Here is a 26,479-nt window from a genome sequence, read left to right as displayed (position 1 = left end):
GCGGCCAAGCCAGAGCTGATCCTGTGCGACGAACCGACCTCGGCGCTCGACCCGCTGGTGGCCGAAGGCATCCTGAATCTGCTTTTGAAGCTTCAGGAGGAAACCGCTGTTTCCTATGTCTTTATCACCCACGACATCGCCATCGTGCGCGCGATCGCCGACAGTGTCGCGGTCATGCATCGCGGCCGCCTCGTGCGGTTCGGGCCGAAGTCGAAGGTGCTGTCACCGCCCTTCGACGATTATACCGACCTCTTGTTGAAGTCGGTTCCGGAAATGGAGATCGGCTGGCTGGAGCGTGTCTTGAAGACACGCCGCATGGAAAGCGCCGGCAACTGAAACCACCGAAATGATCTGAAAGGGAAGCCGCCCGCCGCGCAGGCGGTCGGCTTTTCTGCCCCCAGCATTCCGCAGGGCGCAACCCTGCGAGCCTGTCACGCCGCATCGCACGCTGTCACGGCGTGGCGGACGACTTCGCTGTTTACCCCTTTGATGCGGACCAGCCTCAATGCTGCCAGAAGGGCTTCTTGACCTCGGTGTCGACCTGCTTTTCCGTCAGGCCGATATCATCGATCAGCTCCGGCGCGTCGGCTGCCATATGGGCAAGCTGATCGCGGTAGTGCTGGCGATCGTCCCACATGGCAAAGAGGCGCTTTGGGTGAAACCACTTGGTGATGCGGCTGTCGCCGGGCTCCGCCGTCTGATCGACGTCCTCGGATACGGAGTGGTAGAAGTCGGACATGCCTGACAGAAGCTTGCTCATGGTCGTCCTCCCGCGTGATGTTCAGTGCAACTCTAGCCTCATAGAGCTATGCGGCAATCGCGCATGTGCGGTGTTTTGCGTCCAGCATTTGTAGTATTTTGCTGGAGCCGCAGCAGAGTGAACGAGAGGAACGACAAGGAGGCAGGTATGGCCCGCATCCTGACGCGTCGCTTTGTGCCTGCGCTCCTGTCGGATCGCGAGCGCGCAGTCGCCGAGCGCTTTGCTGCTGGCCTGACCTATCGCCAGATCGGCGAAGCGCTCTGCATCGCGCCATCGACGGTGCGCAGCCATCTCGCGACCATCTATGGCAAGCTCGGCGTTCGCAACAAGATCGAGCTCGCGTCGGAGATAGCCGGGCCCACGGAGGCAAGGGCCGCGGCCGTCGTGGAGGAAGGACCACCGGTGCTCGCCCTGTTCCCGATCGAAAGCCTCAACGAGGAGCAGCGTTGGCGCCGGTTCGCCGACGGCCTCTCGTCGGATATCTGCGTCGATCTCGCGCGCTACGCCGATCTGCCCGTCGTCGCCTTTCACACCATGAAGCTGCTCGGCAACCGTCCGGAAAGCTACGATGACCATGTCCAGGCGATCGGCGCGACCTATGCGGTCACCGGCCAGGTGCGCGCCGACGACCGGCAGGTACGGCTGACGATCCAGCTCTCGGAAACGCGTTCCGGCATGACGCTGTGGAGCGAACGCTACGACCGGCCGATCGGAGACATCCTTGCGCTTCAGGACAATCTGACGGAGTGCGTCGTCAACGCGCTGGCCGGCTGCTTCGGCAAGCTGGCCGCACTCGGGCGCAACGCCAGCCGCAACAAGGCGCCCTCGAACCTGCATTCCTATGATTACTATCTGCTCGGAGCCGAGCAGCTCAACCGGTTCAGCGCGGAGGGAAACGCCGCGGCGATCCGCCTCCTCACGCGGTCGCTGGAACTGGACCCGGCCCGGGTAAAAGCGTGGATCGAACTGGCCTATGCCTACTCCGTTCAGGCCTGCAACGGTTATGGCATTGACCTTGGGACGAGCATCGGCAACTGGCAGTCGGCAGTCGAACAGGCCCTGCGGCTCGATCCGACGAACCCGTTCGCCCACACATGCCTTGGTGACCTCAAGGCATGCATGGGAGATCTCAAGGGCGCCGCCGACGCCCAGATACTCGCGTTCCAGCACGGCAAGCACAATGCAGACACGCTGGCGCTTCTGGCCGGAAGCAAGGCTTTGGTCGCCGGAGATCCGGACGAAGCGATCGTGTTGATCGAAAAGGCGCTGTCCCTCAATCCGTTGGCGCCGCCCTGGTACTACGGCATGCTCGGCCGCGTCCTCTTCGTCACCGGACGCCATGCGGAGGCCCTTTCGGCGCTGGGGCGCAGTTCGCAGGAGGCGCCGAACACCCTCATGTTCCAGGCGATGGCGCAGGCGTTTGTCGGGCAATCGTCGGAAGCGGCAAGCACCGCGCTGAGGCTCAAGGCCGAGTTCCCGCTGTTCTCGGTCGACCGGTTCATCGCCGGCTACCCGGTCACCAACCCTCCGGCGCTGCAAGCGGTCCAGGAAGGATGCCGGCTGGCCATGTTCGACTAAGGCAGAGACAGAAACGGCGTCACACGCCTCATCGGGTTTCGGCAGACAGGTGCAGCATCACTTCTGCCGGCAGTCGACGTCGCCCACCCTCTGGGCCGCCTCGCCTTCAAAGGTCACCGTCGCCTCGCCCCTCGCCGAGCAATCGCCCTTGGCGCCGCTGCCGGCGCGGAAATGCACGACCGGCTGCCCCTCAATCATGATGCTCGGCACCACCTCGTAAAGTTCCGGCGGGCAATTGGCGACGTCGGAGAGCCTGAGCGCCGGCTGGCCGCCGATCATGACGCTGGATGCGCCCGAAAGTGCGCAGGACGGAATCGGCGCACGCGCCTCCTCGGCCATTGCCGGTGGCATCGGCCATGCGATGCAAAGGCAGGCGATAACGGCCGGTGCGGATTTCATGGTCCCCTCCTCGATATACCCGTTTCGTCGAAACCTATCACATGGCCAAGGCCCGGCCTCAATATTCGGTCGGCACGGTCAACAGCTCGGCATCGGGCGTATCGAGGAAGGCGCGGACCGTCTGCGGCATCAGCCGTGAACCGAAGGAAAGCACACCGCAGCGCGAGAGCATCTGCCGCAGATCCGGCTGCTGACCGAGATAGCGCCAGATCATCCGGGACGCATAGGGCAGGTTTTCCTTGCGCCAGGAGACCCCCATGGTGGTGCCGCGCAGATAGACCCGCTGATGCACTTCGAAAGGCAGAAGGATCGTCTGCGCCAGCATCGGCTCCCGCCCGATGCTGCGCTCGGCGATGAAGATGCGGTTTCGCCAGAAGGTGACGAGCCCGACATATTTCGAGAACTGCTGGATCTCGTTGACGGGATCGCGGATGCGCTCGATCGACTTCACCCGGATCGACCCCGCTTCCTCGTGGATCCGCGCGCAGGAGCAGACGACGAGCCCCGGCCAGGACGGGGAGACGTGATAGGTCTGGTAGTAGCCGATGTGGCGCCGGAGACCGGTGATGTCACCGGGAAACCCCTCGAGCAGCAGCCCCGCCTCCGACCGGTCGCGATCCGGCCGCATCATCCGCGCCTCGAACTGTTTCGCCGGCAGCGAAAAATCCTCGGCCGCCAATCCGAAGAAGCGGGCGATGCGCGCGACATTGTGCGGCGACGGTCGCGCCTCGCCGCCGATATAGCGGTTGAACTGTTGCCGGTTGATGCCGATTTCGCGGCAGATCTGCGAGATCGACCGCCGTGTCGCGCAGGCAAACCGCAAATTCGCGGCGAAGATTTCGATGTTCTGCACGGTGCTTTCCGAACCTCACTCAAACGACGCCGCGCTCAGTCGAACCTCAGGCGTCGTTGTAGCGTAAAAGAGCGTAAGGAAGCGTCAAGTCGCGAAATTGTGTGCGGCCTGCCAGACGATAGGTTTTGCTCAGAAGCATCACACAAAGGGAACCTGGAAATGACCGAATTCACGAAGCGACCCGACGGCCTTCTCGTCCCGGCCAACCTCAGCCGGCGCGGCTTTCTGGCCGGCACCGCGGCGCTTGGTCTTGCCGCCGGACTGGGCGGTACTTTGACGGCAACGGGCGCAAGGGCTCAGGAGCCGAAGCGCGGCGGCCATCTGAAGCTCGGCCTCAAGGGCGGTGCAACAACCGATTCGCTCGACCCCGCCGCCTATAGCGGCTCCGTCTCCTTCGTCATCGGTCACCTCTGGGGCGACACGCTGGTCGAATCCGACCCGAAAACCGGCGCGCCGCTGCCGGCGCTTGCCGAATCCTGGGAGCCCTCGGCCGATGCGTCGCAGTGGACCTTCAAGATCCGCAGCGATGTCAGCTTCCACGACGGCAGCAAGCTGACGGTGGCCGACGTCGTCGCGACGCTGAAGCGCCATGCGGACGAAGGCTCCAAGTCCGGCGCCCTCGGGCTGATGCGCTCGATCAAGACGATCGAGGAGAAGGCAGGCAGCCTGGTGCTGACGCTCACCGAAGGCAATGCCGACCTGCCGCTGCTTCTGACCGACTATCACCTGATCATCCAACCGAAGGGCGGCATCGACAATCCGGCCTCGCCCATCGGCACCGGTCCCTACAAGCTCTCGAGCTATGAGGCCGGCCTGCGCGCCACCTTCGAGAAGAACGCCGACGACTGGCGCTCCGACCGCGGCTTCGTCGACAGTGTCGAGATCATCGTGATGAACGACACCACGGCCCGCATCGCCGCCCTTTCCTCCGGCCAGGTCCATTTCATCAACAACATCGACCCGAAGACCGTGCCGCTCTTGAAGCGCGCCCCGCGCGTCGAGATCATCAGGACCTCGGGCAAGGGCTTCTACAGCTTCCTGATGCATTGCGACACCGCGCCCTTCGACAACAACGACCTGAGGCTGGCGCTGAAATATGCGGTCGACCGCCAGGCGATCCTCGACCGGGTGCTCGGCGGTTTCGGCACGCTCGGCAACGACTATCCGGTCAACGGCAACTACGCGCTGGCCCCCGAAGGCATCGAGCAGCGGGCCTATGACCCGGACAAGGCGGCCTTCCACTTCAAGAAGTCCGGCCACGACCGGCCGATCCTGCTGCGCACGTCCGACGCCGCCTTCCCCGGTGCTGCCGACGCCGCCGTGCTCTTCCAGGAAAGCGCCAAGAAGGCGGGCATCGAGATCGAAGTGCGGCGCGAGCCGGAGGACGGCTACTGGACCAATGTCTGGAACGTGCAGCCCTTTTGCGCCTCCTACTGGGGCGGCCGTCCGACGCAGGATTCGCGCTACTCGACCTCCTACCTCTCGACCGCCGAGTGGAACGACACGCGCTTCAAGCGCGAGGACTTCGACAAGCTTCTGCTCCAGGCCCGCTCCGAGCTTGACGAGGCCAAGCGCAAGGAGATGTACCACACCATGGCGATGACGGTGCGCGACGAAGGCGGGCTGATCCTGCCGGTCTTCAACGACTATGTGAACGCCGCCTCGGCATCGCTCAAGGGCTTCGTCGACGACATCGGCAACGACCTTTCCAACGGCTACGTCGGCAGCCGCGTCTGGTTCGACAGCTAAGCCATTGCGACGAATGCCGGACGCGGGCTCGCGTCCGGCACTTCCCACGAGAACAAAAGAGATCGTTAGAACGACATGTCAGAACGCGAATTCACTGTCATCGAAAACGAATGGATCCGGCTGAAGGACGGCGCCGAGCTTGCTGCCCGCATCTGGATGCCCGCCGGAACGCAGGCCGATCCGGTGCCGGCCGTGCTCGAATACCTGCCCTATCGCAAGCAGGGCGGCACGAGCTTGCGTGACGAGTCCACCTACCCGGTCTTTGCCGCCGCCGGCATTGCCGGCGTGCGCGTCGATATCCGCGGCTCCGGCGAGAGCGAAGGCGTCATCGACGGCGAATATACGCCACGCGAGCTTTCCGACGGCTGCGAGATCGTCGAATGGATCGCCGCACAGCCCTGGTCCAACGGCAAGGTCGGCATGATGGGCATCTCCTGGGGTGGCTTCAACTGCCTGCAGGTCGCCGCCTTGAGGCCGTCGGCGCTGAAAGCCGTGATCTCCATTGCCTCCACGGTCGACCGCTACAACGACGACATCCACTACAAGAACGGCTGCCACCTCTCCGCCCAACTGTCCTGGGCCGCGACCATGCTCGGCTACCAGGCGCGCTCGCCGGATCCGGCGATCGTCGGCGACCGCTGGAAGCAGATGTGGATGGAGCGGCTGGAAAAAGAACCCTTCTTCATGGAGGAGTGGCTGGAGCACCAGCGTCGCGACGAATTCTGGCAGCACGGATCGATCTGCGAAGATTTTGACAAGGTCGGCATCCCGGCGCTGGTCATCGCCGGCTGGGCCGATGGCTACCGCAACACGCCCTTGAAAGCGGTCGAAGGCCTCGGCGACAAGGCCAAGGCGCTGATCGGCCCGTGGGTGCACAAATACCCGCATTTCGCCTTCCCGAAGCCGCGCGCCGATTTCCATGGCGAGGCGATCCGCTGGTGGAACCGCTGGCTGCGCAACGAGGAAAACGGCGCCGAGAACGGGCCGCAGGTGCGCGCCTATATCCTCGACGGCCCGCGCCCGTCGCTCCGGCGTGACAGCGACCCCGGGCGCTGGGTGGCGAAAGACGCCTGGACCGCACCGGAAATGCAGCTCTTCGGCGTTTCCCATGATGGCCGGCTGACGCCGTCGGCCGGCGGCACCGGCATCGGCGAGATCTATCTCAAATCGCCACTCGATACCGGCACGGCATCCGGCGAATATTTCACGCTGAAGCCCGATGCCGAAATGGCCGGCGACCAGCGCATCGATGATGCCGGCTCGCTTGTCTTCGAGACGGCACCGCTGCTGGAAGCCGCCGACTATTTGGGCCAGCCGACGCTGACCGTCGACGTCACCTGCCAGGCGGCAACGGCCAATCTCGCCGTCCGTCTCGTCGACGTGCATCCGGATGGCACGGCCACCCGCGTCGCCTTCGGCGTGCTCAACCTGGCGCACCGCGACGGCAACGCCCAGCCGCGTGCCATGGAGCCCGGCCGCAAGACGCGGATCACGCTGGTGCTCGATGCTTGCGGCTACCGTTTCCGCACCGGAAACCGCATTCGCGTCTCGCTGTCGACCTCGTACTGGCCGCTGATCCTGCCGTCGCCCACCGACCCGGGCCTGACGATCGACACGGCAAGCCTGTCGCTGGCACTTCCGCTCCTGGGCGCCCATCGGGAAATCGCGGTCCCCGAGCCGGAGAACCCGGATCCGCTTCCGAAATATCGCGAACTCGCACGCGGCATCACCAGCCGCACCGTCGAGCGTGACATGACGCACGGCATGACCCACTACCGGATCTACGAGGACACCGGCCTCTCCCAACATCCGGAGACCGGCCTTGCCACCCAGGACATACGCGACGAAACCTGGTCGATCGCACCCGACGATCCGCTGTCGATGATCGGAACCTCGACCTGGACCTGCGTCGCCAAGCGTGACGGCTGGTCGGTGCGCACCGTGGCAACATCGACGCTCCACTGCACCGAAAGCGAGTGGGTCACCGAGGGCGAGGTCGTCGCCTACGAGGGCGAGACGCAGATCTTCGAGAAGCACTTCAAGAAGCGGATTCCCCGCGACTTGATGTGATGGGAACGGGGCGGCGAGCTCTTGGGTGCCGCCCCTACCCCATCCCGCATTGACATCTCGCGCCAGTCATTGTACCAATCGGTAAAGAGTTTACTGATTGGTACAATCATGCGCCATTTCTTCTCGCGTCATCAGCCTCCCATTCACATCTCTCGTGGGCTCATCGCCGGCATCGGTGGCCTCGTGGCCATCGCCGCCGTCGGCGCGCTCACCAATCTCGTCGGCCATCCCATGTTGATGGCGCCCTTCGGGGCAAGCTGCGTGCTGATCTTCTCGGTGGCCGCCAGCCCGCTGTCGCAACCAGCCAATGTGGTCGGCGGCCACTTCGTCGCCACCCTCGTCGGCCTGGTCCTCAGGTCAGTCTTTCCAAACGAATGGTGGGCGGTGGCGATCGCGGTCGGCGCGGCAATCGCGCTGATGGCGGCGCTGCGCATCACCCACCCGCCGGCAGGCGCCAATCCGCTCGTCGTCTTTGCCGCCGATCCCGGCTTGGAATTCCTGCTCTTCCCGGTGCTGACCGGCTCGCTTATTCTCGTCGCCGTTGGCGCGCTGTTCCACCGCTTCGCCAAGGTCGAGTATCCGCTGGCGAGGAAACCCGCATGAGCCGCGTCGTCACTGAGCGAAAGGACGTCATCGCCATGCTTGCAGAAATCTTCCGCGAGCACGGTTACGATGGCACGAGGCTCAGCCTGATCACCGAGAAGACCGGCCTCGGCAAGGGCAGCCTCTACCACTTCTTTCCCGGCGGCAAAGAAGAGATGGCCGAGGCGGTGCTCGGCGATATCTCCGCCTGGTTCCGGACCCATATCTTTGACGTGCTGCGCGGCGCGACGGACGCGGAAAAAGCGCTCGACCAGATGTTTGCCGGCGTCGACGGCTATTTCCGCCAGGGTCGTCGCCTCTGCCTGATGGGCGTGATCGCAGCGAGCGGGGCACACGACCCCTTTGAACGCGAACTCAACAGCTACTTCTCCGACTGGCGCTCCGACCTCGCGGTCACACTCGTACGCAGCGGTACGGAGAAGGCAGAAAGCGCTGCTCTTGCCGAAGAAATCGTCGGCGGCATCCAGGGGGCGTTGATCCTCGCCCGCAGCCTCGACGACCCCAGCGTCTTCGGCCGGGTCCTCGCTCGCCTTAAGGCAAGGTGCCTGCCCGTACCGTCGTGAAGGGCGCACCATGAGGGGAAGCCGCGCCGGCGGGCCTCCCTCAGCCTCAAGTTGACAAAAATCAGATCGCCGCTCGAGCCCTCCTTGACAACCGCCTCTGCGCGCAGATATTAACCGATGAGTTAAATAACTCTACGGTTAAAGACTGGGCGCATTGGGGCGCCCATGGAGGAGGCTTCATGACAGCGGCGACCGCCAACGCAACGCGCAAGGATATCAGCCTGGAGATCGTGCGCGACTTCGAAGCGCCGGTAAGCCTCGTCTTCAAGGTCTGGTCGACGCCCGAGCACCTGTTGCGCTGGTGGGGACCGCGGGATTTCACGCCCCATTCGGTCAACGTGGACTTCCGCCCGGGCGGCGCCTGGCGCGCTTGCATCCGCTCGCCCGAAGGGCAGGACTACTGGATGAGCGGCCTCTATCGCGAAGTGCGCGAGCCCGAGAAGCTGGTATTCACCTTCGCCTGGGACGAAGACGGCCAGCCCGGCAGCGATACGCTGGTCACCGTTTCCTTTGCCGACATCGGCGGCAAGACGCGGCTTGTCTTCCAGCAAACACCATTCGAGACCGTCGAAGAGCGCGACTCGCACCAGGATGGCTGGGGCGAGTGCCTCGAGCGGCTCAGAGATTACGTCGACCATGTCTGAGATTTCGAACTTTGAAACCGAAAACGCGCCCGGTCCGAAGGCGACCCGCCGTGAATGGATCGGGCTCGCCGTGCTCGCCCTGCCCTGCATGCTCTATTCCATGGACCTGACGGTGCTGAACCTCGCGGTCCCGCAGTTGACCGAGGAACTGAAACCTTCCGCCGGTCAGCTTCTCTGGATCATCGACATCTACGGCTTCATGGTCGCAGGATCGCTGATCACCATGGGCACGCTCGGCGACCGTATCGGCCGACGGCGCCTGCTGATGATCGGCTCGATCGCCTTCGGCATCGCCTCGATCTTCGCCGCCTTCGCCTGGAACGCAGAGACTCTGATCCTCGCGCGTGCCGTGCTCGGCGTGGCGGCGGCGACGCTTGCGCCTTCCACCCTTTCGCTCATCCGCAACATGTTCCTGGATGACAGGCAACGCACTTTCGCGATCGGCGTCTGGCTTGCCAGCTTTTCCGCCGGCGGTGCCATTGGCCCCGTGGTCGGCGGCCTCATGCTGTCGCAGTTCTGGTGGGGCTCGGTCTTCCTTCTCGCGGTCCCGGTCATGGTGCTGATCCTGATCCTCGGGCCGATCCTGCTGCCGGAATTCCGGGACCCCGAGGCCGGCCGGATCGACCTCACCAGCGCCGCCCAGTCGCTTGTGGCCGTGCTTTCGGTGATCTACGGCGTAAAGCACATTGCCGAAGCCGGGCTCGACACGACCGCGGTCTTCTTCATTCTGCTTGGCGTCGCCGTCGCGATCCTGTTTGCACGGCGCCAGCTCCGCCTTGCCGACCCGCTGATCGATCTCAGGCTGTTCCGGACGCCGACATTCAGTGCCGCGCTCGGCGTCAACATCCTCGGCATGTTCGTCGGCTTTGGTGCCTTCCTGTTCGTCGCCCAGTATCTGCAGCTTGTCCTCGGGCTTTCGCCTTTCGTCGCCGGGCTCTGGTCGATGCCGACGGGCGTCGCGATGATCGTCGCCTCGATGGGAGTGCCGATCCTTGCCACGCGCATTGCCGCCTCCAATCTGATCGCCTCCGGCTTCGTGCTCGCGGCCATCGGTTTTGCGATCTGCACCCAGGTCGGCACGTCGAGCAGCCCGCTGCTCGTCACCACAGGCCTCGTCGTCCTCTGCCTCGGCTTCGCCTCGATCGGGACCTTGACGACGGACATGATCGTTGGCTCCGCGCCGCCGGAGCGCGCAGGTGCCGCCTCGGCGATCTCGGAAACCAGCTTCGAGTTCGGCGGCGCGCTCGGCATTGCGGTGCTCGGCAGCCTGCTGACATCCGCCTATCGCGGCCGGATGGACGAACTGGTGGTGACCGGGTTGCCGGAAGAAGTGATCGCGGCGGCACGGCAGACGCTGGGCGGCGCCGTCGCGGTTGCGTCCAACCTGCCCGCAGCGGATGCCGAACGGCTACTGACGGCAGCGCGCGGTGTCTTCACCCAGTCCTTCGCCTTCACCGCCTCGATCTGCGTGTTCCTGTCGCTTGCCACCGCGCTCATCGCTTTCGTACTCCTGCGCAAGGCGCGCGATGGCGATACCGGCGGCGACCCTGGGCTGCTCGACAAGGCAGCGCCATCCGGCAACGTCGGATGACACCCGCGGCGAAGGTCGCCGCGGCATCAACGCACACCGCACCCGGCAACGTCGGCCATTCGGTCGACGAACGCTGATCTACGCCTGAAATCAGGGAGGAAACCGATGAAGAAGCTCTATCGCGGCAGCTGCCATTGCAAGACCGTCACCTTCGAAGGCCAGCTCGATCTTGCCGAGGGCATCCGCCGCTGCAACTGCTCCTTCTGCGCCAAGACGCGGATGCAGAAGTCCTTCGCTCTGCGCGAGGAATTCGAGATCACGTCAGGCAAGGACCGGCTGACGAGCTACCGGGCCGACAATTCGAGCTGGATCGAAGGCGACGTCGATCACTACTTTTGCAGCCGCTGCGGTGTCCGGCCCTTCTCGCGCGGCTACCACAAGGATTTCATCGGCCATTTCTACGCGGTCAATGTCGCCTGCCTCGATGGCGTCAGCGACGCGGAACTCGCCGAGGCGCCGATCATCTATGAAAACGGCCGCGACGACGACCACTTCAACCCGCCCGCCGACACGCGCTTCATGTAAGCGCGTCCGCCTGTCAGGCGACGGTCAGCGCCCGGAGCGCGTCGAGCGCCCGATCGGCATCCGCTTCCGGCACGAAGATGTGGTCGTGGTAATAGGCGGCCATCACATTGGCGCTGATGCCCTCGCGCGTCAGCGCCGCCGCAACCGCCGCCGTCAACCCGACGGCTTCGAGCGCCGAGTGCACGTTGAGCGTGATGCGGCGAAGCAACGGGCCGTAGCCGAGCCCCGCCCCGTCGGCGGCGGCCCGCGTAACGACCAGCGTCAGCCCCTCGTCCTCGCGATAGGTGGCAAGCGGCTCCAGCGCCTCGTAGCGCGCCGCATCCCGATAGGCGACCGTGCAATAGACATAGGTCTGCGGAAACAGCACCGGGTTCATCGTCGCCAGGAGTTTCGCGAGATCCGTTTCTCCGGCCATGTCATTCCTCCAGTGCGCAACGCCTCTTCGCAAGAAGTGGTAGCGGATCGTCACGTTGGCGTGAAGCACGCGATCGCGATTTGACCATTGTCTTTCCCGTGAAAACATGAGGTCATCAAACGTCCGGCGTGGAAGCCGGGTGGTGGAGGAAACGATGGCGCGCAGCAAGTCGGCAAATGCTTCAGGCAGACCCTCCGTCATCCTCGCCGCTGCCTTGGCCGCGCTGCTCTGCTCGGCGCCGATCGCCGCCGCCCAGGAACCGGCCGTCGTCATCCCGCCACCATCGCTCGACGAGAAATCATCCGCATCGACGGAAATCGCCGTCTTCGCCGGCGGCTGCTTCTGGGGCGTCCAGGGCGTCTTCCAGCATGTGAAAGGCGTGAGGAAAGCCGTCTCCGGCTATTCCGGCGGCATGGCGGCCACTGCCGACTACGAGACCGTGAGCGGCGGCAAGACCGGCCACGCGGAATCGGTGGAAGTGACCTTCGATCCGCGCGAAGTGAGCTATGGCCGGCTGCTGCAGGTGTTCTTCTCCGTCGCCCACAACCCGACGCAACTCAACTATCAGGGGCCCGATCACGGCACACAATATCGCTCGGCGGTCTTCACGGTGACATCGGAGCAGAAGCACATCGCCGATGGCTACATAGCCCAGCTTGGCAAATCAGGCGCCTTCCCGGCGGCAATCGTCACGGAAGTCTCGCCTTTCAAGGGCTTCTACGCCGCCGAGGATTATCACCAGGATTTCCTGACGCGAAATCCGACCCACCCCTATATCGTCTATAACGACCTGCCGAAGATCGACAACCTGAAGGCCCTCTTCCCGCAGGCCTTCCGGGCAAATCCGGTGCTGGTGTTCAAGGCGAAGAGCTAGGCCATTTCGGGAAACGGGCGACGTGGCTTTCACGCAGGCGCTGCGGCGTCTCGCAGGGGAGCGTCAGCGGGTGCCGGCAAGAACAGCGACACCCTCCGCCAGCCGCTGAAACCCTTCGCGCGCGCCTTCGCTCATGTGCCGCGCCCTGAGCCAGGCGTGGATCATCTGCGGCTCCTCGCGGAAGGTGACGTTGACGCCGGCAGCGGCAAGCCGGGCAGCGTAGATACGCGCATCGTCGCGCAAGGGATCGAAGAAGGCGCCGGTGATATAGCTCGGCGGCAAGCCGGAAAGGTCCGTTTCCGCCAAGGGCGCGGCAAAGGGATTGTCAGCCGGCGCCTGCAGGATCTTGCGATAGTAGCTGGTGTCGGCCGTCGTCAGTCCCGGCGCCTCGGCCATCTCTTCATAGGAGCCCGAGACGAGATCACCACCAAGGCCCGGATAGATCAGCACCTGGCCGACGATGCCAGTGAGGCCTTCCGCCCGGGCCTTGAGCACGATGCCCGCCGTGAGATTGCCGCCGGCGCTGTCGCCGGCAACGACAACAGGACAGCCATCGGACAGCAATTCCTTAAGCACCGCGTAGCAATCGTCGAACGCGGCCGGCCAGACATGCTCGGGCGCCAGGCGATAATCGACCGAAACCAGTTCGGCGTGGGCGAAATCGGAGAGCTCGGCGCAGATCGCATCATGGCTGTCGAGCGAGCCGACGACGAAGCCGCCGCCGTGGATATAGTAGATGCGGGTGTTCGTCGAAACCGTCGCCGGCCGGTAGCGCCGGACCTTGATGCGGCCGTCGACGAGCGCATCCTCGCGGGTGAGACCTTCCGGGCTCGGCGCATCGAATTCGGCGCAGAGCGCATCGTACCATTTGCGCTGCTGATCGATTGAGGCATCGACCGCATCGGCCGGATAGAACGCTTCGCAGCGGCGGTGAAAGGCGAGGATGCCCTCTTCCGTCGGCATCGGCCGCTTGGTCATCTGGTCCACGTCAATCCTCCCGCTGCTCCGCTCCGCTCCGCTCGCAGCTTAGCATCGGCAATCCCGCTCCCTGTCCGAAAACCGACATAAGAGGAAAAAATCAGCGTCGATCCGCTAGCGTTTCGGCGCTTGCCAGCCGCGCCTCGCACCTATTAACTCGCGCCATGGCCTTCACATTTCGACAGTTGCAATATTTCGTCGCCGTTGCCGAACAGGGGTCGATCACCCGTGCGGCGCAGAACCTGTCGATCTCGCAATCCTCGATCACCGAGGCGATCAAGGAGCTCGAAGGCGACCTCGGCGTCGAGCTTTTCGATCGGCATCCGCGCGGCCTGTCGATCACCCATAACGGCCACCAGTTCCTGCGCCACGCGACCAAGATCCTCGCCAACGTCTCGGACGCGCGTCGCAGCTTTTCCGACAGCCGCGAGGAGACCGGCGGCAAGCTCAATCTCGGCGTCACCTCGCTGGTCGCCGGCTATGTGCTTTCCGATTTGCTCGCGCGCTACCGCCGCGCCTGCCCCGGCGTCGAGGTCAGCGCCATCGAGGACAACGGCTCCTATCTCGAACATCTGCTGATCGGCGGCGAACTCGACGTCGCCGTCATGGTCATCTCCAACCTGCGCGACCGCATGGCGCTGCAGGCGGAGATCCTCGAAACTTCGCCCTATCGCCTGTGGCTGCCGATCGGCCATCCCTTGGTCAGCGCCGACATCATCTCCGTCAGCGATATCGCCAAGGAGCCCTTGATCATGCTGACGGTGGACGAAATCGAGGAGAACACCGGCAAGCTTCTGACCGCGCTCGGCGCCCGTCCGCACGTTGCGTTCCGTACCCGCTCGGTCGAAGCGGTGCGCAGCCTGGTCGCGACCGGCGCCGGCATCGCTCTCCTTCCCGACCTCGTCTACCGCCCCTGGTCGCTCGAAGGCGACCGTATCGAAAGCCGCGACGTCTCGGGCGCCCTTCCCGTCGTCCAGGTCGGCATGGTCTGGCGCAAGGGTTCCGGCCTGCCACAATCGGCGCGCGATTTCGTCGGCATCGCCGAGGCTCTCCGAAGCGCAAGACCGCGCTAATTCCCTGGATTTATTAGCCTTCTCCCGCCACTCATCACACCTTTGGCGTGCCTCCCGACTATAGATATCGGAAAAACCGAAAGCGACATTCTGTTTAATGAATTTGCGAATACGGTGAAAGCAAGGCACGCTTCATATTGGGAACGAAGCCGCAAAACGCGGCTCAAAACTGGGAGAATTCAGATGAAGCAGATGCTCAAATCCTGCACGGCATTGACCCTGTCGCTCGGCCTTGTAGCCCCGGCATTCGCGCAGGAGCCGCTGAAGGAACTCGGCAAGGGTGAAGGCGAACTTTCCATCGTCGCCTGGGCCGGCTACATCGAGCGCGGCGAGACCGACAAGAACTACGACTGGGTCACGGATTTCGAAAAGCAGACCGGCTGCAAGGTCTCGGTCAAGACCGCCGCCACCTCCGACGAAATGGTGGCGCTGATGAACGAAGGCGGCTTCGATCTCGTCACCGCCTCGGGCGACGCCTCGCTGCGCCTCGTCGCCGGCAAGCGCGTCCAGCCGATCAACACCGACCTCATCCCCAGCTGGAAGACGATCGACGAGCGCATGCAGAATGCGCCCTGGTTTACGGTCAACGGCGTGCACTACGGCACCCCTTACGTCTGGGGCCCGAACGTCTTGATGTACAACAAGGATGCGTTCAAGGGTGAGGCACCGAAGAGCTGGAACGTCGTCTTCGAGGAAATGAACCTGCCCGACGGCAAGTCCAACAAGGGCCGCGTCCAGGCCTATGACGGCCCGATCCATGTGGCCGACGCCGCCAACTACCTGATGGCGCACAAGCCGGACCTCGGCATCAAGGACCCCTACGAGCTCAATGAAGACCAGTACAAGGCAGCCCTCGAATTGCTGCGCGGCCAGCGCAAGCTGGTCGGCCGTTACTGGCACGACGCGATGATCCAGATCGACGACTTCAAGAACGAAGGCGTCGTCGCCTCCGGTTCCTGGCCGTTCCAGGTGAACCTGATGGAAGCCGAAAAGCTGCCGATCGCATCCACCATTCCGGAAGAAGGCGTAACCGGATGGGCCGATACGACCATGCTGCATGCCGATAGCCAGCATCCGAACTGCGCCTATATGTGGATGGAGCACTCGCTGTCGCCGAAGGTCCAGGGCGACGTTTCCGCCTGGTTCGGCGCCAATCCGTCGGTCGGTGCGGCCTGCAAGGGCAACGAGCTCTTGACCGACGCCGGCTGCAAGACCAACGGCTACGAGGACTTCGACAAGGTCAAGTTCTGGAAGACGCCGGTGACGAAGTGCGCAAGCCAGGGCGAATGCGTGCCCTATCACCGCTGGGTCTCCGACTACATCGGCGTGATCGGCGGTCGCTGAACCGCGACCATAGAGCAAGCATTTGCCCCTCAACCTTGGGCCCTCTCCCCGCACGTGGGGAGAGGGAACGCCTCCGGCCACGCCAACGGACGGCTTGAGGCAAAGCGCCCGCCTAGGGTCCCTCCGCCCCGCTTGCGGGGAGAAGGTGCCCGGCAGGGCGGATGGGGGCCTTACCCTCACCGCGGGGATGAGGGGCACTTCCCTTCCCCCGCGGGGATGAGGGGCTAAACTTTCCGGAGCCATTCAATGACGACCGCCGTTCTCTTCGACAATGTTTCCCGCCACTTCGGCGCCGTGCGCGCCGTCGATGGCGTGAACCTCGAGGTTGCCGAGGGCGAATTCTTCGCCATGCTCGGCCCATCCGGTTCGGGCAAGACCACGTGTCTGCGCCTGATGGCCGGCTTCGAGCAACCGACCGGCGGCCATATCGAAATCTTCGGCGAAACCGCCGAGGGCGTGCCGCCCTATCGCCGCAGCGTCAACACCGTCTTTCAGGATTACGCCCTCTTCCCGCATCTCTCGATCCTCGACAACGTCGCCTACGGGCTGATGGTCAAGGGTGTCGGCCGCGAGGAACGCCGCAAGGCGGCAGAAGACGCGCTCGCCATGGTCAAGCTGCCGGGCTATGGCACCCGCCGCCCCGGCCAGCTTTCCGGCGGCCAGCGCCAGCGCGTGGCGCTCGCCCGGGCGCTGGTCAACAAGCCCAAGGTGCTGCTCCTCGACGAGCCGCTCGGCGCGCTCGATCTGAAGCTGCGCGAGCAGATGCAGGAGGAACTCAAAAGCCTGCAGAAGTCGCTCGGCATCACCTTCGTCTTCGTCACCCACGACCAGGGCGAAGCGCTCTCGATGGCCGACCGCATCGCCGTCTTCAACGATGGCCGCATCCAGCAGCTCGGCCGTCCGGAAGATGTCTACAAGCAGCCGAAGACGCGGTTCGTCGCCGATTTCGTCGGCTCGTCCAACGTGCTGCCGCAAAAGCTTTGCCAGCGGCTCGGCCTGAAGGCGCCCTCCGCCAGCCTACGCCCTGAGGCGATCTCCATTTCCAAACCGTGGGACGGCGCACTCAGCCTCTCCGGCACCGTCTCGGCCCATAGTTTCCTCGGCGCTGTCAACCGCATCGTCGTCGATGTCGATGGCGCCCGCGTCGCCGTTGCCAGCCCCGCCGCGCTGACCGTGCCTGCGGTCGGCAGCCCCGTCACCATCAGCTTCGCCGCCGACGAGCTGCACCCGATGGAGGACGCATGACCGCCTTTGCCGAACCCCTCGTGTTGCCCGAACGCCGCGGCCCCGCCGGCCGCCTGTCGGACTTCTTCTGGCGCCATCCGCACCTGCTGTTGACGCTGATGCTCGCGCCGCCGCTGCTCTGGCTCGGCGTCGTCTATCTCGGTTCGTTGTTCGCACTGCTGCTGCAGAGCTTCTTCTCGATCGACGATTTCTCAGGCCTGATCAACTACGAGTTCACGTTCGCAACCTATCGCCAGCTCCTCAGCGAGACCAATCTCGACATCATCCTGCGCACCGTGCTGATGGCCGCGACGGTCACCGTCGCCTCCGCCATCATCGCCTTTCCTATCGCCTATTACGCGGCACGCTATGCGCAGGGAAAATGGAAGGTGCTCTTTTATCTCGGCGTCATGCTGCCGCTCTGGTCGAGCTATCTGGTCAAAATCTACGCCTGGAAGCTGATCCTCGCCAAGGAAGGCATCCTCACCTGGATCTTCGACAAGCTGCACCTGCTCTGGCTGCTCGATGGCTGGTTGGCGCTGCCCGTCGTCGGCGGAAACTCGCTCTCCGTCAGCTACACCGGTACGTTTATCGTCTTCGTCTATGTCTGGCTGCCGTTCATGATCCTGCCGATCCAGGCGGCACTAGAGCGGGTACAGGGAAACCTGATCGAGGCCTCCTCCGACCTCGGCGGCACGCCGGCGCAGACCTTCCGCTACGTGCTGTTCCCGCTGGCGCTGCCCGGCATCGTCGCGGGTTCGATCTTCACTTTCTCGCTGACGCTCGGCGATTACATCATTCCGCAGATCGTCGGCTCGTCGCGGCTCTTCATCGGCCAGGCGGTTTACGCCCAGCAGGGCACTGCCGGCAACATCCCGCTCGCCGCCGCCTTCACCGTGGTGCCGATCGTGATCATGGGCGCCTACCTCTACGTGGCCAAACGCATGGGGGCCTTCGATGCGCTCTGATCGCCTCAACCGCTCGCCGATAGGCTTGAAGATCGCGGCCGCCGCCGGCCTCGCCTTCCTGCACCTGCCGATCCTCCTGATCTTCCTCTACGCGTTTACGACCGAGGAGAAGAGCTACCAGTTCCCGCCGCCGGGGCTGACGACGCAATGGTTCGCCGTCGCCTGGAATCGGCCGGACGTCTGGGCGGCGCTGACGCTGTCGGTCAAGGTCGCCTCGATCGCAACCTCGGTCGCGCTCGTGCTCGGCACGCTCTGCGCCGCCGCGGTCAGCCAGACCCGCTTCTTCGGTCGGGAGACGATTTCGCTACTTGTCATCCTGCCGATAGCACTGCCCGGCATCATCACCGGCATTGCCCTTCGCTCCGCCTTCTCGATGGCCGATATCCCCTTCTCCTTCTGGACCATCGTTCTCGGCCACGCGACCTTCTGCATCGTCGTCGTCTACAACAATGCGGTTGCCCGCTTCCGACGGATTTCCGGCTCGCTGATCGAGGCCTCGATGGATCTCGGCGCCGACGGCTTCCAGACCTTCCGCTACATCATCCTGCCGAACATCGGCACGGCGCTGCTCGCCGGCGGCATGCTCGCCTTCGCGCTGTCTTTCGACGAGGTGATCGTCACGACGTTTACGGCCGGCCAGCAATCGACGCTTCCGATCTGGATGCTCGAAGAACTGATCCGCCCGCGCCAGCGCCCGGTGACCAACGTGGTTGCCATGGTCGTGGTGCTCGTCACCTTCCTGCCGATCCTCGGCGCCTACTACCTCACCCGCGACGGCGACCAGATCGCCGGCGCCGGCAAATAACTCGACTATCAAGGGAGAACAGACATGGACACCCAACTGCTGATCGGATCGCGCTTCGAGGCCGGCACCGAGGCCGACGAACACATCCTGAACCCGCGGACGGGCGGCAAGATCGTCGATCTGCCGGAAGCCTCGCATGCCCAGGTCGAGGCGGCCGTCGACGCCGCCGAACAGGCCTTCACCACCTGGTCGCAGACGACGCCGGCCGAGCGCTCGAACTATCTCCTGAAGATTGCCGACGCGATCGAGAAGGATGCCGATGGCTTTGCAGCGCTTGAGGCGCTCAACTGCGGCAAGCCGATCAATGCGGTCAAGAACGACGAACTGCCGGCGATCGTTGACTGCTGGCGCTTCTTTGCCGGCGCCGTGCGCAACCTGCATGCGCCGACCGCAGGCGAATACCTTCCCGGCCATACCTCGATGATCCGCCGCGACCCTATCGGCATCGTCGGCTCGATCGCGCCCTGGAACTATCCGCTGATGATGATGGCCTGGAAGCTGGCACCGGCGATCGCCGGCGGCAACACCGTCGTCTTCAAGCCGTCCGAACAGACGCCGCTGACGGCGCTGAAGCTTGCCCGCGTGCTCGCCGAAATCCTGCCGGAAGGCGTGGTCAATGTTGTGAGCGGCCGCGGTGAAACCGTCGGCAACGCACTGATCAACCACCCGAAGATCTCGATGGTCTCGATCACCGGCGACATCGCCACCGGCAAGAAGGTGCTGGCGGCCGCCGCCAAGACCGTCAAGCGCACGCATCTGGAACTCGGCGGCAAGGCACCTGTGATCGTCTATGACGACGCCGACCTCGAAGCGGTGGTCAACGGCATCCGGACCTTCGGCTACTACAATGCCGGGCAGGACTGCACCGCCGCCTGCCGCATCTATGCTGAAGCGGGCATCTACGAGAAGCTGGTCGCCGACCTCACGTCAGCCGTCTCGACCATCCGCTACAATCTCGCCGACGACACGGAAAACGAGATCGGCCCGCTGATCTCGCGCCGCCAACGCGACCGCGTCGCAAGCTTCGTCGAGCGCGCCGCCGACCAGAAACACATTGAGATCACCACCGGCGGCAGTCCCGGCAGCTCGGACGGCTTTTTCTTCCAGCCTACCGTAGTCGCCGGTGCGACCCAGGAAGACGAGATCGTCCGGCGCGAGGTCTTCGGCCCCGTCGTCTCCATCACCCGCTTCACCGGCAACGACGATGCGGTCGCCTGGGCGAATGACAGCGATTATGGCCTCGCCTCCTCCGTCTGGACCAAGGATATTTCCAGGGCGATGAAGGCGGCTTCTCGCCTGCAGTATGGCTGCACCTGGATCAACACCCACTTCATGCTGACCAACGAGATGCCGCATGGCGGCGTCAAGCAGTCGGGCTACGGCAAGGACATGTCGGTCTATGCGCTCGAGGACTACACCGCCGTTCGCCACATCATGATCAACCACGGCTGAGGCTCACCGCCCGGCCCCGGACAACGCATGCAAACGAACAACAAACGGGAGGAGTTTGCGATGTACCGTCGTCAATTGCTTGTTGCTGCAGGCGCGCTCGGCTTGGGCGCCCTTGTGCTGACGCCAGCGGCCTTTGCCGCCGACGCGGCGCCGGATGTGGTCGCGGCCTATGTCGCGGCCTGGAACGCTCATGACTCGGCCAAGGCCGCATCCTATTTCGCCGACGACGTCAGCTACTACGACGCCTCGGTCGGCAAGCCGGTCACCGGCAAGGATGCCGCCAAGACCGGCGTCATCGACAACTTCCTGAACGCGGTGCCCGACGCGGTCTGGGCCATGAAGGGCGACCCCATCGCTAGCGGCGACAAGGTGTCCTTCGAGTGGGAATTCTCCGGCACCAATTCCGGAGCCTGGGCCGATGGTACGGCCGCGACCAACAAGAGCTTCAAGTTCACTGGCGCCTCGGTCTTCACCGTCAAGGATGGCAAGATCGCTGCCCAGAACGACTATTACGACGCCCTCGGCTTCTACAAGCAGCTCGGGTTGATGTAACGGGCGGTGCCTCGCCCTGCGCTTCGAAAGCCGCAGGCTCCAGCCTGCGGCTTCCTGCCGCTTTTGTCCGCAAATCATGACTTCAAAACTCATAAATGACTTGCGTCGATAGAAATCTTGAGTAACACGATCACCTTATGAGTTTCTGACCGCGCTCAGAAGGTGTCGCATGCTGGCAGGACGGCGTAGTTTCACGGCTGTATTTCCGATCGGGCGCGCCCGCGTGCGAGTGGCATCATGACGGCCATTGCCTGCGAACCGGTTGTCGAGATCGGCGGCCCCAAGGCCCTGTCGGCCGCCTTCGCCGGCACCCATGCCTGGTGCAACGAGAAGATGGTGCTCTCGGACGAGCTTTCCGATGGCATGGCGCTACCCGACTTCTTTTCCTCCGGTGCCTTCGGTCACGCGCTCGATATCTACACGGCAAAATCCGGCGCCAGCGACCGGCGCGCCGTCGCCTCCATGTGGTCGCTCTATTATTTCTCGGCCCTCACTATCCCCTATCTGGTGGCGCGTGTGCTCGACCATCAGGTGCTTCCCGTCACCTTCGACCAGATGAAAGTGGCGCTCGGCGAAGACGGCCTTCCCCGAACCTTCGGCGTGGCGACATCGGGCGACTGGCAGCAGGCTGACGATACCGACGTGTTCGCAACGCTTGGCCCGCCGATGCACGGGCACCTGCGCGAGGTCGTCGGCTACCTCAAGTCCGTAGGTGGCATCGCCCCGAAGCTCGCCTGGAACAACGCGCTCGTCTATATCGACTATGCACTGCGGGCCTCCGGCATCGAGCCGCTGAACGCACAGGCCGACGCGCTGATCGGCAGCAAGACCCTGCCGGACGGCACGCCCAACCCCTTCTTCGATTGCCTTCGCCACGAAGAAGAAGACGGCGCCCGTGTCTGCCGCCGCAAGATCTGCTGCCTGCGCTACCTGCTGCCCGGTGTTCCGAGCTGCGGCAGTCTCTGCGCCCTTCCCAGCCAAAGGAACCAATAGGTTTTGTCGTCCCGTCGCCCCTTCCCGGCCACCATACGGCTGACGCCCGCTCTCGTTGTCGCGCTGCTCTTCGCCTTTTCTGCCCGCGCCGAAGGCAACTGGCCGATGACCGTCACCGATGCGGTCGGCCGCGAGGTGATGATCCAGGCAAGGCCGAAGGCAATCCTGCTTGGAAGCGGCTTCAACCTTGTCGCTTTGTCGCTGATCCATCCCGATCCCGTCAGCCTGCTCGCCGGCTGGTCCGGCGACATGAAGGGTGACAATCCCGAGATCTATGAAGCCTTTCGGCGGAAATTCCCTGATATCGCCGACGTGCCGCAGATCGACGACGGAACCGGCCCCGGCCTTTCCTTCGAAACGCTGCTGACGCTGAAAGCCGACCTCGCCATCCTCGCCAACTGGCAGGCCGATACCGAGCCGGGCAAGCGCGCGATCGACTATCTGACCGGCATCGGCGTGCCTGTGGTGGTCGTCGATTTCAACAACGACCCGGTGACGAGCACGCCGCGCATGATGCGGCTGCTTGGCAGGATCCTCGAACGCGACGAGCAGGCCGACGCCTTTGCACGGTTCTACGAGGACAGGCTGGCGCTGATCCAGGCCCGCATTGCCGCCAAGCCGGAGCCCCGTCCGCTGGTGCTGATGGATGCCTTCCCCCAGGCAGACCGTTGCTGCTGGGCCTACGGCACCGGCGGTCTCGGCGAATTCCTGACGATCGCCGGCGGCCGCAACATCGCCGAAGGCGTGCTGCCGCGCCCCGGCGGCACGGTCAATGCCGAAGCGGTCATGGCCGCCAATCCCGATATCTACATCGCCACCTCCTCGCCCGGCGGCAAATACGGCACGCTCTCGATCGGGCCCGGTGTCAGCCAGGACGAAGCGCGCCAGACGCTCGCCCGCACCATCGAGGCGCCCGCGCTCACGAGCATGCGCGCCGTTGAGGAAAAGCAGGTCCATGGACTCTGGAACTTCTTCAACGCCATCCCACTCAACATCGTCGCCGCAGAAGCCTTCGCCACCTGGATCCGGCCGGATCTCTTTGGTGATCTCGATCCGAATAAGAGCCTTGACGAAATCAACACCCGATTCGCTGCGGTCCCGTTCGAGGGCACCTACTGGGTAGACCTGAAGCCAGCGGAGTAGCTCTCCTTCCTCACTTGACCTGTGTCCGTCCCTGGTCGACCGGGATCGCCACCCGCTGCTTATCGTCGCGTGTTGTCTGCCGCAAGACGCACTATATAAGTGTCGTCACGGCCTTGTTCCAAGAGGGCAAGGACCGTCTAACGCTTTGATCGGCTGCATGGTTTCCCTCTTGCATCGAATCCGATTCAAGGAATGATGCGGTGAGGAGGATCTGGATGCTTTGGTTGATTGCGTTACCGCTGGGTCTTGTCGTTGTGTATCTGGCAGCGCGCTTCAGCCGTTTTCGCCAATGGGCGGAACCGATCCTCTCGGTCGCCGTAGCGGTCGGCCTGCTCGTCGCCTTCATCATCTGGTTCAGCGATCGCGACGGCCGCAAGCCCGTAGCACCTGAGCCGGCGCAGACGACGCAACCCGCGGGCCTCAGCGCTGCCGACATAGCGTTGGAAGGGCTAACCTTCGAGCAAAGCCAGCCGGAACGAAGCTTCCGCCTGCGTGGCACGGTGACGAACAGGGGCCAGACCCTGCTCGAATATTTCCGGCTTTCGGTCACGCTGGAAGATTGCCCTGACGATGCCTGCCAGGCGATCGGCGACGACGCGGCCCTCATCCTCGCCCGGGTGCCGGCCGGCCAGAGCCGGCCGTTCGAAACTTTCCTCACCTTTCCGAACCGCGAGGGCCAGAGCCTGACGGCCCCAAAATGGACGACCAACATCGTCGAGGTTCGCGGCACAAACCGGTGAACAGCGGGCGCAGTGCCCGGAATGCGACACAATTCCGGCGGAAACCCGCTTCACAGTTTATCAGGAATCGCTTGTGAACAGCGCGCGCTCGGCGATTCGACAGGAGAGTGGGATATTCTAGGCGGCGTGCGGACGGCGTAGGGCTTCGACGAAAGCAACCGTCGTCGTCACCTCGGCGAATTCGGCGCGCAAGGTCGCGACATGGGCTCGGTGGACGTCCCGTGCCGGGATTTCCGTTCCATCTCCATCCGGCTGATCGAAGCAGTCGCATGCATCCTCGACGAGGATCATGCGGTAACCGAGATTGGCGCCGACGCGCACCGAGGTGGAGACACACATGTCGGTGGAGATGCCGAACGTAACGACTGTATCGACGCCGAGGCGACGAAGCCTGAGGTCGAGATCGGTGCCGATGAAGGCGGCGTTGACGCTTTTGGTGACGAGCGGCTCGCCGGCCTGCGGTTCGAAGCCGGGCCGGAAGGCGTTGCCGGAAGCACCGGGGCCGAGTGTCGAGCCCGGCATGACGCTATCATGGCGTACATGGATCACCGGCCGGCCGGCGGCGCGCCAGGCGGCAAGCAAAGCGAGACCATTCCGGTCGATATCGGCATTCCATCGGCGTGGCCAGGGGGCGCTGTCGAAAGCCTGCTGCATGTCGATCGGCAGCAGCACGGCATTGTCGGGCACTACGGGTAATTTCATGGCAAGGCTCCTTCGTTGCGAGAAGGAAGCTATCTGTCCTATCGTCCGGTTTCACTGGACAAGATGGCGCCAGACCGGACAAATGTCCGGCCTTCGCACGAAAGGAGATACAATTTGACGGAACTCGACGACAAGGATCGGCTGCTGCTGGCAGCGCTTCGCCAGGATTCTCGCCAGAGCCTGGTGGCGCTCGCCCGACATGCCGGCCTCTCGCGCAGCGGCGTGCACGAGCGCCTGCGGCGCCTCGAAGCCAAAGGCGTCGTCGCCGGCTACACGATCCGTCTCGGCGTCGAGGACAAGAACCCGACGGTCAGGGCCCTGGTCGCCATCACGTTCCAGTCCAGCAAGAATTGCGATCACATCGTGCCGCATCTCTCCGCCATGCCGCCAGTGGTCACCTGCTGGTCGCTCGCCGGGTCCACCGACCTGATGGTGCTCGTCGAATGCGCATCCAATGGCGATCTCGACACGATCCGCCGGCAGATTTCCCTGATCCCGGGCATCGCCACCGTGCAGACGCATGTGGCGCTCCGGACGCATTTCGATCGAAGAGATTAGGTGGGCCGGCCTTGGCCGATCCCACACATTTGAGGCCCTGCTTCAGGCCGGCCGGCTGATCTCGTCGAGATACCAATGGATGTAGCGCAGTTCGTTGTGCTCCATCGGCGCGATCGGCCCCGGCATGAAATAGTGCGAGCGCACGCCGCGGGCGGTATGTTCGATGATCGCCTTGTCTTCCTCGGTCGTCACCTTCCACAGCCACGTCAGCCTTTCCAGATCGTAGTCGCGCCCCTCCTCGGCGCTACCGTCGACGAGCCAGATCAGCTCCATCTCCGAGGTCTCCGCGGTCTTGGGCACGAAGCGGTAGATCATGCCGTGATCGGGATAGCAGACGAGGAAGGTGGTGCCGCCGAGGTGAATGGAGGTGACGCCGCCGTCGAAATCGCTGAAGCGCCCCATCAGCGTGCTCAGCGCCTGGCCGTCCTTGCTCCCGGTCTTGGCGCCGTCATAGAGCGGATAACGGAAGGCATGCACCGCCTCCTTGCCGCCGGCAGACGTCTGCCAGTGGTTGCCGGAGCCAACCTCGATGCCCAGTTCACAAGTACGCGCCTCCATCCGGGCGTTCAGTTCCTCGATCATGTGCAGCGGCTGTTCCAGCGCATGTGTCTCGGAATATTCCGGATGCGCCGGGCCGCAGTGGTAGCACTCCACATAGTTCTCGACGGCGAGCTTCCAGTTGGCGTCAACCGGATAGGACTGGCGATGGGCGATCTTCGCCGATCCCCAGCCATACTGCCCGCAGGTCGCGTGCAGCAGATGCTCGACCTCGGAGAAATCGAGCGGCTCTTCGGCAAAGGAGATGAAGATCAGCCCTTCGGTGACGCGCACATGCAGCTTCTTCAGCCCGTGGTCTTCGCGCCTGAAATCCTTGGGCATCAGCCTTGCTGCCTTCAGCGCCCCGTCATTGCCATAGGTCCAGGCGTGATAGGGGCAGACGAAGGCGCGGGCGTTGCCCTTGTCCTTGGTGCAGACCTCAGCGCCGCGATGACGGCAGACATTGAGCATCGCGTGGATCTCGCCGTTCGCCGTGCGGGTGACGATCACCTGCTCTGATGCCATGCGAAAGACCTCGAAGTCATTGGCATTCGGGATCGCACTCTCATGGGCGACGCAGTGCCAATGGCGGCGGAAGACCCGCTCGAGATCACGTTCGTAGATCTCCGGATCGAGATAGAAGGCGCGGGCAAGCCCATGACCGGCGCGATGGGCGGCGACCAGCTGGTCGATACGGTCGCCGGTAACAGTTGTGGTCTTGAGCTCCGATACGAGCATGGGCTGAACTCCAACAATGGACCGGAAGGACCGCGTTCCGGCGCGCGT

General features: G+C 64.0%; 27 protein-coding genes and 1 pseudogene. 21 read left to right on the top strand and 7 right to left on the bottom strand.

All coding sequences use genetic code 11. The annotated features are described in order from the left end of the window. Positions 1 to 336: pseudogene (locus I8N66_RS06190) on the top strand (ABC transporter); the annotation flags it as partial. Between the two features lie 166 nt (positions 337 to 502). Here I8N66_RS06190 and I8N66_RS06185 read toward each other — a convergent pair. Beyond that, entirely contained in the window at positions 503 to 760 is a 258-nt protein-coding gene (locus I8N66_RS06185; RefSeq protein ID WP_113540395.1) for a hypothetical protein, read from the bottom strand. A 147-nt stretch (positions 761 to 907) separates the two neighbouring features. Between I8N66_RS06185 and I8N66_RS06180 the strand changes: the two genes are divergently transcribed. Continuing rightward, on the top strand, positions 908 to 2,338 hold the full coding sequence (locus I8N66_RS06180; RefSeq protein ID WP_291150965.1) for a LuxR C-terminal-related transcriptional regulator: 1,431 nt from the start codon (positions 908 to 910) through the stop codon (positions 2,336 to 2,338). A gap of 57 nt (positions 2,339 to 2,395) precedes the next feature. On the opposite strand, the gene I8N66_RS06175 is transcribed toward I8N66_RS06180, so the two are convergent. Next, a complete protein-coding gene (locus I8N66_RS06175) occupies positions 2,396 to 2,737 on the bottom strand; it encodes a PAAR domain-containing protein (protein WP_223725022.1) in 342 nt (113 codons plus the stop codon). A 58-nt stretch (positions 2,738 to 2,795) separates the two neighbouring features. After that, complete coding sequence (locus I8N66_RS06170; RefSeq protein WP_223725023.1) at positions 2,796 to 3,590, bottom strand: helix-turn-helix transcriptional regulator; 795 nt, start codon at positions 3,588 to 3,590, stop codon at positions 2,796 to 2,798. Positions 3,591 to 3,749: 159 nt separating this feature from the next. Between I8N66_RS06170 and I8N66_RS06165 the strand changes: the two genes are divergently transcribed. From I8N66_RS06165 to I8N66_RS06135, 7 genes are all read left to right on the top strand, one after another. Next, positions 3,750 to 5,339 (top strand): ABC transporter substrate-binding protein, encoded by a 1,590-nt coding sequence (locus I8N66_RS06165; RefSeq protein ID WP_291150960.1) that lies wholly within the window; start codon positions 3,750 to 3,752, stop codon positions 5,337 to 5,339. 75 nt (positions 5,340 to 5,414) lie between these two features. After that, on the top strand, positions 5,415 to 7,409 hold the full coding sequence (locus I8N66_RS06160) for a CocE/NonD family hydrolase (protein WP_291150958.1): 1,995 nt from the start codon (positions 5,415 to 5,417) through the stop codon (positions 7,407 to 7,409). Positions 7,410 to 7,517: 108 nt separating this feature from the next. Further along, on the top strand, positions 7,518 to 8,012 hold the full coding sequence (locus I8N66_RS06155) for an HPP family protein (protein ID WP_291150955.1): 495 nt from the start codon (positions 7,518 to 7,520) through the stop codon (positions 8,010 to 8,012). Further along, positions 8,009 to 8,575 (top strand): TetR/AcrR family transcriptional regulator, encoded by a 567-nt coding sequence (locus I8N66_RS06150; protein WP_291150952.1) that lies wholly within the window; start codon positions 8,009 to 8,011, stop codon positions 8,573 to 8,575. The genes I8N66_RS06155 and I8N66_RS06150 overlap by 4 nt, the downstream gene beginning before the upstream one ends. Before the next feature lie 179 nt (positions 8,576 to 8,754). Then, positions 8,755 to 9,219, top strand: a complete 465-nt coding sequence (locus I8N66_RS06145) for an SRPBCC domain-containing protein (RefSeq protein ID WP_113540403.1) — start codon at positions 8,755 to 8,757, stop codon at positions 9,217 to 9,219. Next, on the top strand, positions 9,212 to 10,810 hold the full coding sequence (locus I8N66_RS06140) for an MFS transporter (protein WP_291150948.1): 1,599 nt from the start codon (positions 9,212 to 9,214) through the stop codon (positions 10,808 to 10,810). Before I8N66_RS06145 ends, I8N66_RS06140 begins: the two co-directional genes overlap by 8 nt. Before the next feature lie 105 nt (positions 10,811 to 10,915). After that, complete coding sequence (locus tag I8N66_RS06135) at positions 10,916 to 11,335, top strand: GFA family protein (RefSeq protein WP_291150945.1); 420 nt, start codon at positions 10,916 to 10,918, stop codon at positions 11,333 to 11,335. Between the two features lie 13 nt (positions 11,336 to 11,348). Here the strand turns inward: I8N66_RS06135 and I8N66_RS06130 are convergent, their stop codons facing one another. Beyond that, a complete protein-coding gene (locus I8N66_RS06130) occupies positions 11,349 to 11,750 on the bottom strand; it encodes an ACT domain-containing protein (RefSeq protein ID WP_113540406.1) in 402 nt (133 codons plus the stop codon). A 154-nt stretch (positions 11,751 to 11,904) separates the two neighbouring features. Here I8N66_RS06130 and msrA point away from each other — a divergent pair, with 154 nt between their 5' ends. Next, on the top strand, positions 11,905 to 12,624 hold the full coding sequence (gene msrA, locus I8N66_RS06125) for a peptide-methionine (S)-S-oxide reductase MsrA (RefSeq protein WP_291150940.1): 720 nt from the start codon (positions 11,905 to 11,907) through the stop codon (positions 12,622 to 12,624). A gap of 63 nt (positions 12,625 to 12,687) precedes the next feature. Here msrA and I8N66_RS06120 read toward each other — a convergent pair whose 3' ends face one another. Further along, positions 12,688 to 13,611: an alpha/beta hydrolase gene (locus I8N66_RS06120; protein WP_291150938.1), complete on the bottom strand. Its 924-nt coding sequence runs from the start codon at positions 13,609 to 13,611 to the stop codon at positions 12,688 to 12,690. A 155-nt stretch (positions 13,612 to 13,766) separates the two neighbouring features. Between I8N66_RS06120 and I8N66_RS06115 the strand changes: the two genes are divergently transcribed. The 10 genes from I8N66_RS06115 to I8N66_RS06070 all read left to right on the top strand — a co-directional run bounded on the left by I8N66_RS06115 (position 13,767) and on the right by I8N66_RS06070 (position 23,896). Continuing rightward, entirely contained in the window at positions 13,767 to 14,675 is a 909-nt protein-coding gene (locus I8N66_RS06115) for a LysR family transcriptional regulator (protein WP_113540408.1), read from the top strand. Positions 14,676 to 14,858: 183 nt separating this feature from the next. Continuing rightward, the gene (locus I8N66_RS06110; RefSeq protein WP_113540409.1) at positions 14,859 to 16,019 is read left to right on the top strand and encodes an ABC transporter substrate-binding protein; all 1,161 of its coding nucleotides are present in this window, start codon (positions 14,859 to 14,861) and stop codon (positions 16,017 to 16,019) included. Between the two features lie 246 nt (positions 16,020 to 16,265). After that, positions 16,266 to 17,264 carry an ABC transporter ATP-binding protein gene (locus I8N66_RS06105; RefSeq protein ID WP_113540410.1) on the top strand — a complete coding sequence of 333 codons (999 nt, stop codon included), beginning with the start codon at positions 16,266 to 16,268 and terminating at the stop codon, positions 17,262 to 17,264. Continuing rightward, positions 17,261 to 18,211 carry an ABC transporter permease gene (locus tag I8N66_RS06100; protein ID WP_223725035.1) on the top strand — a complete coding sequence of 317 codons (951 nt, stop codon included), beginning with the start codon at positions 17,261 to 17,263 and terminating at the stop codon, positions 18,209 to 18,211. Before I8N66_RS06105 ends, I8N66_RS06100 begins: the two co-directional genes overlap by 4 nt. Further along, the gene (locus tag I8N66_RS06095) at positions 18,201 to 19,016 is read left to right on the top strand and encodes an ABC transporter permease (protein WP_223725036.1); all 816 of its coding nucleotides are present in this window, start codon (positions 18,201 to 18,203) and stop codon (positions 19,014 to 19,016) included. Before I8N66_RS06100 ends, I8N66_RS06095 begins: the two co-directional genes overlap by 11 nt. 24 nt (positions 19,017 to 19,040) lie before the next feature. Continuing rightward, complete coding sequence (locus I8N66_RS06090) at positions 19,041 to 20,468, top strand: gamma-aminobutyraldehyde dehydrogenase (protein WP_291150930.1); 1,428 nt, start codon at positions 19,041 to 19,043, stop codon at positions 20,466 to 20,468. 60 nt (positions 20,469 to 20,528) lie between these two features. After that, a complete protein-coding gene (locus I8N66_RS06085; protein ID WP_291150927.1) occupies positions 20,529 to 21,020 on the top strand; it encodes an ester cyclase in 492 nt (163 codons plus the stop codon). 237 nt (positions 21,021 to 21,257) lie between these two features. Beyond that, positions 21,258 to 22,013, top strand: coding sequence for a siderophore-iron reductase FhuF (fhuF, locus tag I8N66_RS06080; RefSeq protein ID WP_291150924.1), 756 nt, complete (start codon positions 21,258 to 21,260; stop codon positions 22,011 to 22,013). 33 nt (positions 22,014 to 22,046) lie between these two features. After that, complete coding sequence (locus tag I8N66_RS06075; RefSeq protein ID WP_291150968.1) at positions 22,047 to 23,156, top strand: ABC transporter substrate-binding protein; 1,110 nt, start codon at positions 22,047 to 22,049, stop codon at positions 23,154 to 23,156. Positions 23,157 to 23,371: 215 nt separating this feature from the next. Continuing rightward, positions 23,372 to 23,896, top strand: a complete 525-nt coding sequence (locus tag I8N66_RS06070; protein WP_291150921.1) for a hypothetical protein — start codon at positions 23,372 to 23,374, stop codon at positions 23,894 to 23,896. Between the two features lie 117 nt (positions 23,897 to 24,013). Here I8N66_RS06070 and I8N66_RS06065 read toward each other — a convergent pair whose 3' ends face one another. Then, complete coding sequence (locus I8N66_RS06065) at positions 24,014 to 24,598, bottom strand: isochorismatase family protein (RefSeq protein ID WP_291150918.1); 585 nt, start codon at positions 24,596 to 24,598, stop codon at positions 24,014 to 24,016. Positions 24,599 to 24,712: 114 nt separating this feature from the next. On the opposite strand from I8N66_RS06065, the gene I8N66_RS06060 reads away from it, so the two are divergent. Continuing rightward, positions 24,713 to 25,156 (top strand): Lrp/AsnC family transcriptional regulator, encoded by a 444-nt coding sequence (locus I8N66_RS06060; protein ID WP_291150915.1) that lies wholly within the window; start codon positions 24,713 to 24,715, stop codon positions 25,154 to 25,156. A 42-nt stretch (positions 25,157 to 25,198) separates the two neighbouring features. Here I8N66_RS06060 and I8N66_RS06055 read toward each other — a convergent pair whose 3' ends face one another. Continuing rightward, positions 25,199 to 26,431, bottom strand: coding sequence for an aromatic ring-hydroxylating dioxygenase subunit alpha (locus I8N66_RS06055; protein ID WP_291150912.1), 1,233 nt, complete (start codon positions 26,429 to 26,431; stop codon positions 25,199 to 25,201). Positions 26,432 to 26,479: the final 48 nt, after the last annotated feature.

Origin of the sequence: Ensifer sp. SSB1 (assembly GCF_016652895.1) — a bacterium.
In the GTDB taxonomy this organism is placed as follows: domain Bacteria; phylum Pseudomonadota; class Alphaproteobacteria; order Rhizobiales; family Rhizobiaceae; genus Ensifer.
This window is presented reverse-complemented; position numbering and strand designations above follow the sequence as displayed.

Excerpts from the sequence above, each read along its gene's own strand:
- I8N66_RS06185 (WP_113540395.1), bottom strand. The coding sequence starts at position 760 with ATGAGCAAGCTTCTGTCAGGCATGTCCGACTTCTACCACTCCGTATCC.
- I8N66_RS06180 (WP_291150965.1), top strand. The coding sequence starts at position 908 with ATGGCCCGCATCCTGACGCGTCGCTTTGTGCCTGCGCTCCTGTCGGAT.
- I8N66_RS06175 (WP_223725022.1), bottom strand. The coding sequence starts at position 2,737 with ATGAAATCCGCACCGGCCGTTATCGCCTGCCTTTGCATCGCATGGCCG.
- I8N66_RS06165 (WP_291150960.1), top strand. The coding sequence starts at position 3,750 with ATGACCGAATTCACGAAGCGACCCGACGGCCTTCTCGTCCCGGCCAAC.
- I8N66_RS06160 (WP_291150958.1), top strand. The coding sequence starts at position 5,415 with ATGTCAGAACGCGAATTCACTGTCATCGAAAACGAATGGATCCGGCTG.
- I8N66_RS06155 (WP_291150955.1), top strand. The coding sequence starts at position 7,518 with ATGCGCCATTTCTTCTCGCGTCATCAGCCTCCCATTCACATCTCTCGT.
- I8N66_RS06150 (WP_291150952.1), top strand. The coding sequence starts at position 8,009 with ATGAGCCGCGTCGTCACTGAGCGAAAGGACGTCATCGCCATGCTTGCA.
- I8N66_RS06145 (WP_113540403.1), top strand. The coding sequence starts at position 8,755 with ATGACAGCGGCGACCGCCAACGCAACGCGCAAGGATATCAGCCTGGAG.
- I8N66_RS06140 (WP_291150948.1), top strand. The coding sequence starts at position 9,212 with ATGTCTGAGATTTCGAACTTTGAAACCGAAAACGCGCCCGGTCCGAAG.
- I8N66_RS06135 (WP_291150945.1), top strand. The coding sequence starts at position 10,916 with ATGAAGAAGCTCTATCGCGGCAGCTGCCATTGCAAGACCGTCACCTTC.
- I8N66_RS06130 (WP_113540406.1), bottom strand. The coding sequence starts at position 11,750 with ATGGCCGGAGAAACGGATCTCGCGAAACTCCTGGCGACGATGAACCCG.
- msrA (WP_291150940.1), top strand. The coding sequence starts at position 11,905 with ATGGCGCGCAGCAAGTCGGCAAATGCTTCAGGCAGACCCTCCGTCATC.
- I8N66_RS06115 (WP_113540408.1), top strand. The coding sequence starts at position 13,767 with ATGGCCTTCACATTTCGACAGTTGCAATATTTCGTCGCCGTTGCCGAA.
- I8N66_RS06110 (WP_113540409.1), top strand. The coding sequence starts at position 14,859 with ATGAAGCAGATGCTCAAATCCTGCACGGCATTGACCCTGTCGCTCGGC.
- I8N66_RS06105 (WP_113540410.1), top strand. The coding sequence starts at position 16,266 with ATGACGACCGCCGTTCTCTTCGACAATGTTTCCCGCCACTTCGGCGCC.
- I8N66_RS06100 (WP_223725035.1), top strand. The coding sequence starts at position 17,261 with ATGACCGCCTTTGCCGAACCCCTCGTGTTGCCCGAACGCCGCGGCCCC.
- I8N66_RS06095 (WP_223725036.1), top strand. The coding sequence starts at position 18,201 with ATGCGCTCTGATCGCCTCAACCGCTCGCCGATAGGCTTGAAGATCGCG.
- I8N66_RS06090 (WP_291150930.1), top strand. The coding sequence starts at position 19,041 with ATGGACACCCAACTGCTGATCGGATCGCGCTTCGAGGCCGGCACCGAG.
- I8N66_RS06085 (WP_291150927.1), top strand. The coding sequence starts at position 20,529 with ATGTACCGTCGTCAATTGCTTGTTGCTGCAGGCGCGCTCGGCTTGGGC.
- fhuF (WP_291150924.1), top strand. The coding sequence starts at position 21,258 with ATGACGGCCATTGCCTGCGAACCGGTTGTCGAGATCGGCGGCCCCAAG.
- I8N66_RS06070 (WP_291150921.1), top strand. The coding sequence starts at position 23,372 with ATGCTTTGGTTGATTGCGTTACCGCTGGGTCTTGTCGTTGTGTATCTG.
- I8N66_RS06065 (WP_291150918.1), bottom strand. The coding sequence starts at position 24,598 with ATGAAATTACCCGTAGTGCCCGACAATGCCGTGCTGCTGCCGATCGAC.
- I8N66_RS06055 (WP_291150912.1), bottom strand. The coding sequence starts at position 26,431 with ATGCTCGTATCGGAGCTCAAGACCACAACTGTTACCGGCGACCGTATC.